The organism is Leucobacter sp. GX24907 (genome assembly GCF_053567335.1).
Genome location: NZ_JBSGPD010000012.1, coordinates 40,725 through 47,131 on the forward strand (window position 1 = coordinate 40,725; position 6,407 = coordinate 47,131).

Annotated in this window: 5 protein-coding genes; all 5 read right to left on the minus strand. The window is 59.0% G+C overall.

Features of this window, described 5'->3' with window-relative positions; all coding sequences use genetic code 11:
- Window positions 1-628: 628 nt before the first annotated feature.
- The 5 genes from ACUYV6_RS12960 to ACUYV6_RS12980 all read right to left on the minus strand — a co-directional run bounded on the left by ACUYV6_RS12960 (window position 629) and on the right by ACUYV6_RS12980 (window position 6,107).
- Window positions 629-1,267 (minus strand): hypothetical protein, encoded by a 639-nt coding sequence (locus ACUYV6_RS12960; RefSeq protein WP_449279089.1) that lies wholly within the window; start codon window positions 1,265-1,267, stop codon window positions 629-631.
- 39 nt (window positions 1,268-1,306) lie between these two features.
- Window positions 1,307-2,161, minus strand: coding sequence for a hypothetical protein (locus ACUYV6_RS12965; protein WP_449279090.1), 855 nt, complete (start codon window positions 2,159-2,161; stop codon window positions 1,307-1,309).
- Between the two features lie 161 nt (window positions 2,162-2,322).
- Window positions 2,323-3,357: a hypothetical protein gene (locus ACUYV6_RS12970; protein ID WP_449279091.1), complete on the minus strand. Its 1,035-nt coding sequence runs from the start codon at window positions 3,355-3,357 to the stop codon at window positions 2,323-2,325.
- Window positions 3,347-5,002: an N-6 DNA methylase gene (locus ACUYV6_RS12975; RefSeq protein ID WP_449279092.1), complete on the minus strand. Its 1,656-nt coding sequence runs from the start codon at window positions 5,000-5,002 to the stop codon at window positions 3,347-3,349. The genes ACUYV6_RS12970 and ACUYV6_RS12975 overlap by 11 nt, the downstream gene beginning before the upstream one ends.
- 133 nt (window positions 5,003-5,135) lie before the next feature.
- Window positions 5,136-6,107 (minus strand): tyrosine-type recombinase/integrase, encoded by a 972-nt coding sequence (locus ACUYV6_RS12980; protein WP_449279093.1) that lies wholly within the window; start codon window positions 6,105-6,107, stop codon window positions 5,136-5,138.
- Between the last annotated feature and the right edge of the window lie 300 nt (window positions 6,108-6,407).

The window sequence follows — 6,407 nt, forward strand, 5'->3', positions numbered from 1 at the left end:
TCTCGACGATCTAATACTTCGCACCGCTCCCAGGTCGGGCCGATCGCGGCAAGGTGCCCGCTCGTACTCGTGATGGAGGTCGTGGATAATGCAGGCGAGTCGCTCCGGGAGGCGACTGGGATCTTGAGCCCTCGAGGCTAGAGCATATGCCGCCCCGAGGTAGCCGCCATCGAGCAGCCCATCGTGCAGGGCAAGAATCCATGACCCGCCCATGTCAAGGATGACGCGACGCACCGAACTCGGTCGGGTGTCAACACGATGAACCCACGAAAAAGTCCTGAGCGCGACACCGCTTGTCAACGATGTCGCGACTCAGGACACTGGTCGGGCTGACAGGATTTGAACCTGCGACCCCTTGACCCCCAGGTAGACGGTTCAGCCCAGATCCTTGATTTTCCGGGCATCTCTGCCCCTCAAACGGCCCTATTTCACGTTGTGGATTGCATGGTTTGCATGCGTCAGGTCCCGGCCGGGTCCCGGCTCTTAGTAGGTCTCCGCGCCTTTACGTGCGGTTTACGGAGACACCGCCGAAGGTCTCCGCCTGAGATGGCGTGCTCCGCGATCGCGGGTCGTGACAGTCGGGACTGCGAACCCTGGATGCTAGCGATCGTCTGTCCCGAATCTCACACTAATCATGCGGCAAGATGAGAGACCTCTTCGCTTCCGACCCGCCGCCGGTAGCCGTCTCTTCTTTGCACCCCTCATCAACGTTCGACACATTCTCTTTTACGATTGCGCCAGCTACCTGCATGAAAATCCTCACTACGGCCGATAGCTCGAACAATGCATACCACCAAAACCAAAACGCGAGATAAACCGCGAAGTAGTGCAACCAGGCGTCAGAAAACGCAACTCCGAGTGGGATTACTGTAAATCCCGTCCCGAACGCGATCGCCAGAAAAGAAGCTAAGACCAGACCGATCTGGATCATTGCCGACCAGGCGAAGGTGAAGAGCAAATTCTGAAAAGAGGAGTACCTGGAGCCTTGAGGTATCAGATTTGACCATCTGCGAACACGCTTATCACCAGGAACACCCAACGCGATACCCGCCCCGGCGATCGCAGCCCCAAAACTCAGCGCAGCATAGAGGAGTGCGTAATTCGCTAAGTCCTGAACATACAGCGCACCGAGCGGAACAGATGGCGCTATAAGGCCTGTAACGCATGCGAGAACCAAAGAGACCCAGAGCGCGGGATCCTTCAGGAGCTGTTTACGCCTTCCCCAAACTTCTCCACTCCAGAAACCTAGCGTCCGCTTTTTTCCCATGCCCCACCTCCTTGGTTGCGCGATGAGCAACGGAATTGTCTACGCAGTTGCGCCTTCGTCCTCTGCGATCATTTCCAAAGAGGACTCCCTGATCGCATCGAGCTCCTCGAACGCGGTAGCTCCTCGCTCAACCTCAACCTGGGTCTTCCTTGCATACCTCTCAAGGTTGATCGTCTTGTTCCCGGCTTCGCCGGGAGCTTGGCCGACAACGATGACGTTCTTCAGCGAGGAAATCTTCTTGCGAGCAAGACCTAAAATATCCTGCACAATACCTTTCTTCTTTGAAAGGCCCTCGCCCCGAGGTGCGACAAGTTCAACGCGAGCACTTGCTGCACTGGATTCTTCAGCATATTTATGAATTTCGTTGCTGTCGTCTGACCAGTCCAAGTTGGGCTGATTAACGGCAACGGTTACCTTCTTGACAGTCTCGAGTTCTTGAACCGCCCTATCAAACTCCTCGGAGGTGACTTGATTGAGATCGATCGTCAGCCTGTCATAACCGGCATCTCGCCCAAGAGCCTGCAGGTATCGTTCGATGATTGCGGTGGAGACGCCTGGCCGTTTACGTTCAATTGCGACGAGGCGCGAGGTCGTATTAAAAATCGCCCAGACCGCGACCGCAAAAACGCCTTCATCTCGTTCGACCGACTCTTCGGAGCCAGTCCGTTCGTTATAGAAGACCGGCACCTGATCTTCACTGCCAGAGATGAACCTCAGCGCCGTGACGTCCTCGCTGATGCGGCTGGTCTGCGTCACTGCTACAACCTGTCCGAGCACGACCTTGCGGCTCTCGCGCGCGGAAGCGAGGTCTGCGACCAAATTCACGAACTCTTGGTAATCAATTACTCCAGACGCGTCTCGACCGTGAATCGAGTAAGCCGCGATGCTTCTCATCTGGGTACGTTTTCTAGCCAATTCACTTCCAATCGGTTTGTCCCACGGCGGGGACATACATCAACAGCGACGTAAAAGGCACTGCTCGGGCACAAAAGCACCCGGTACGGCTCATAGTAGCTTTCAGCACTGCCGTGTAATCCTCACAACACTCGTGACTACTACCGGAGCGAAGCTCGAGCACGCCGGGAACGTGCCTCTGTGTGCATGTTCACTGGAGTTGCGTCGATTACTCGGCGGACCATTTCAGCGATGAATCGGTCGGGCCGTAGATCAACCGGCACCTTGTCCCAAGGAAGGTGCACCGGAGGAAGGCTTGATAGTGCCACCTCGACAGCCGACTGCTCGACATGCTCTTCGATGTCGTCGTCTGAGTCTTCGCTGCCGTCGACACCTGCCTCGGCGAGTGGATCTTCGCCATCACCCTGATCATCATCCGAGTCTTCAACGGAGAGGTGACTGCCGTACTCAATGACAATGAGGGAGACTGCGTGGTAGGCGTCGTCTTCTCGTCCGAGCTTCTGGAGCAGATCGATGAGCCATTCCGCCTTGTCGGGCGACTCGTCGAAGATGGTGGATCGGAGCCCGTAGACGAAGCCGAGTGCGGCTAGTGGGTGGCGGAGACGGAGATTCTTCGCATCTCCGTAAGACTCCTCGACCCGATTGGCCGCGTTCTTCCCAAAGCTAGAGTCCATCCGCTTTGTGCTGATAAGGAGCTCCGGTCCCGCTGCCCAGTTCGACATGACCACATCAACCTGTTTGAGGTAGTTCTTGCCAAGAATGTTCGCCGACGAAGCGGCAGCTCCGGTGGGTGGTGTCTTTGCCCGAAGTCGCTTCCAGAGTGCATCACGTTCTTTGGCCGTGACCCTGTTAAGCAGGCTCACGATGGGGCCAGGCAAGATTCTCGGTGCCGAAGGACGCGGCCAAGCTGCATCAGCATCGAACCCAGAACGACGGAGCTCATACGAAAGCCAGACGTCCAGCGCGAGAGCGGGTACACCCGTTGTCGTGGGCGCTTTCAGGTAAAGCGGCACTCCAAGAAGCTTGATGAGGGTGTCGTAGTCAGGGTCATAAAAGAGAGCTCCGCTCTCGTCTCTTACCCAGGGGTTGCTGTGTTCCCCGCCGGGGGCGGCATCAGCGACGATGCGATCAAAGATCGCCCACGCTTTCGCCTTTGTCGATGGTTCAGCGGCCACTTCGTCCCCTTGCTTGGCGTCGGCCAGCCAGGGTGGCGTGGGCGTCTCGCACATGGTCGAGTTCTGATTCTGTAATGACGCCGGAGCCCACGAGCACGACGCTGTCGACGAGCTTGACTGCGGCGATGAGGTCACCTTGTTGGAGGAGCTTCGCAACGTCTGGCTTGATAAAGCGCAGCTGCTCTGCGCACGCCTGGACGTGTGCGGGTGAGGGCATAGCCCAAACGTCAGCCTCGCGTGGCTCAAGTTTGAGAATCCCTCCCCCATACGAGCGCCCCACCATCTCGGCGTTGAGAAGAGTCACCGAGTTAAGGCTCGCGATCGGTAGAAGCTCGCGCCCCAATTTCCGGTGTTGATCGTCGAGGTAGACGCCGTGGACCGAGTTAAGGTGGTGCGCGCCCGCCGTGTTCGTCGTCAGCCGAGGCGTGTCCGCGTTCATGCACGTCAGCAGCAAGTCGGCAGGTTTCAGAAGCGGCACTCGGTACCACGGTTTCCGCACTCTGCACTTGTACGCTTCGTCGACGCCTGCGAGGTGTCCGGCGTCGATATATGCCTGGGAAGCAGAAGACGGTTTGTCTGCCGGGCGGAACAGCCACGTCGACTTGCCTTGTTGCCCCAACTTGGTCATCGCGCCAGTGGAGAGCTCAAGGCCTCTGAGATGGGAGCTCCCGGGCGGCGAAAGCCTCACAAGATCTTTGCGGGGCAGACCGAGCTCTTTAACTCGTGCCGGAGAGAGGGCGAAATAACGATTGTTACCCGTGACCATCCCGAGAGTGGTGTCACCCCATGTATCGAGGCTTGTGAAGTGACCATCCTCCCGGAGCGTGCGAAGAGGTTCCACCGCGTCCGGGTCTACCAGCAACCCTGTCCATTTCGCTGATGGGTCGGAGGGCTTCCAAGTGAGCGAACCGCTAAGCGATGCAAGCGCCTCAGCGTCTTGTGCTTGATAGACCGTTGCGTAATCGGCTGGCCCCTCGTTGAAGCCGTCAGCGAGAAGCAACACGACCTCGGCTTCCGCTTCAGGGAAAACTTGCTCAGTGAAAAGAACAAGTTCAACGCTGCGGAATCGGTCAAAGAGGAACTGCCGAACCGCCGCGGCGTAGTTCACGCTGAGAAGCTCTGCGGGGAGCACGAGACCCATCCGTCCGCCGTCTTTCAAGAAGAGGGCGGAGTGGACCGTGAACGCGGCCCAGCTTGATGCCAGCGCAGTCAGAGAGACACCGGCTTTTAGAGCCGCTGCGCGCGACCTAGTTCGGGAGTCGCCACTGAAGTCCTGGTAGCGAATGTAAGGCGGGTTTCCAACCACGACTGAGTAACGGGGCTGTGGCTCAACGAGAAAGAAATCGCTGACCGTGATGCTCGGGTTTCCACCGGCTTCCTCAACTCGACGGCGCGCGACTACAGCGCTGTGCTCGTGTATCTCGACACCGTCGACAGTGGGAGCTCCGGATCCGTGTTCCTGGAGCCGACGGACTGCTTGGACGAGGAACGCTGCATCACCCGCGGAGGGTTCAAGGACCGTGTCGGTTGAGCTCCGGATCGCCCAGTCCGTGACGTAGCGCGTTATCGCATCGGGTGTGAAGAACGCGCCACGAGCTTTACGCAGTTCTGCCGTATCGGCAGAAGTGGCAGCGGTTTCAAGCATGTCTCCATTCTGCCGCACACCTCCGACAGACACGGGGATTCTGCTCAGCATGGCGAGCCCTCCCCGACGTAGAACCACCAGTTGACGATGCGAAAAGCGTCTGCGTGTGCCCTGGCCGCGGCCCACCGTGTCATCACGCTGGTCTTCCGAACGCTTGCTCCAGGAAGTCTGCCGTGACCGGGTTCACCGTCTCGTTCCGACGGACGTAGTACTGTCTCGTGATCGAAGGATCGCTGTGCCCGAGCAGCTCGGAGGCGAGCTGGAGTCCCCCGCTCTCGTTGATCGCGGTGGCGGCGGTGCGACGGAACCGATGCGGGGTGACGTCCGCAACACCCGCCTTCTCCATCACATCGCGGAGCTGTCTGCGGATGTTGTTGGTTGTGTGCGGTGTTCCTAGACGGGTGGCGAACAGCAGTGCATCCGGATGCGTGAAGAGGATCTTCTTAAGACGCGCCTGGACCGCTTGGAGCGCGAAGCCCGGCAGGGCGACTCGGCGGACGGAGCGGGCGGTCTTGGGATGATCCTGGCGGCGCGTGGGTTCACCTTTTCGACTGACGATCGTTCCAGAGATGCGCACAGAGGGGATCGGGACCTCAAAGTCGAGGTCTCCGAGGCGGATCGCGAGGACCTCGCCGATGCGTGCTGAGGTTCCGAGCATGACCTCCACGATCTGCCCGAGTTGCCCGTCCGGTTTCGGCCCTGCCTTGATCGGTCGCTGTTCCCAGGTGCTGATGCCAGTGCGTATTGCTTTGAGCTCGTCCCAGGTGAACACGTCCGGGGTACGGGTGGGGCGTCGGAGCCGGGAGACATGATCCATCGGGTTACGAGGAATGATCTCATGGCGCACGGCGAGTCCGAGTGCGAGCCGGAGGACGACTCGGGCTTGGCGTGCTCGGTTGTAGCTTTTCTTCGCAAGTTGCTTGAGGAAGTAGTCGCAGCGGGCCACCCCTATCTCCCTCAGTGTGACTTCCTTGAAAAAGGGCAGGACGAGGGTGCGCATGTTGCGCTCGTAGAGCAGCCTTGTCGTTGGCGAGAGACGGTCTTCAAGGTCCATGTCTTCGAGCCAGTACGACACCAATGCTGGGAACGAGCTGTCGGCGCTCATCCCGGAGAAACCTGGGTGGAACAGATCCCGTTCGGAGAGCTTCTTCTTCAACTCGCGCTCTGCGGTGGGCCTGGTCGCGCCGGTGGCCTGGACGTGTCTGCTCTTACCGTCCCAGTCCCGGTACCGGGTCCGAGCGCTGTACCGTCCGCTGTCGATGCGTCGGGTGCTGATGACGCGGGTCTGATGTAGGAACAGGTGACATCAAACATGGCTAGCCGAGAGGGCTGGCCTGGAAGGATGTCATCATGCCCAAGCCGTTCCCCAAGGAGTTCAGAGATGACGTGATCCGCGTCGCCCAGA

Coding starts and splice junctions, on each gene's coding strand:
- ACUYV6_RS12960 (WP_449279089.1), bottom strand. CDS start 1,267: ATGGGAAAAAAGCGGACGCTAGGTTTCTGGAGTGGAGAAGTTTGGGGA.
- ACUYV6_RS12975 (WP_449279092.1), bottom strand. CDS start 5,002: ATGCTTGAAACCGCTGCCACTTCTGCCGATACGGCAGAACTGCGTAAA.
- ACUYV6_RS12965 (WP_449279090.1), bottom strand. CDS start 2,161: ATGAGAAGCATCGCGGCTTACTCGATTCACGGTCGAGACGCGTCTGGA.
- ACUYV6_RS12980 (WP_449279093.1), bottom strand. CDS start 6,107: ATGAGCGCCGACAGCTCGTTCCCAGCATTGGTGTCGTACTGGCTCGAA.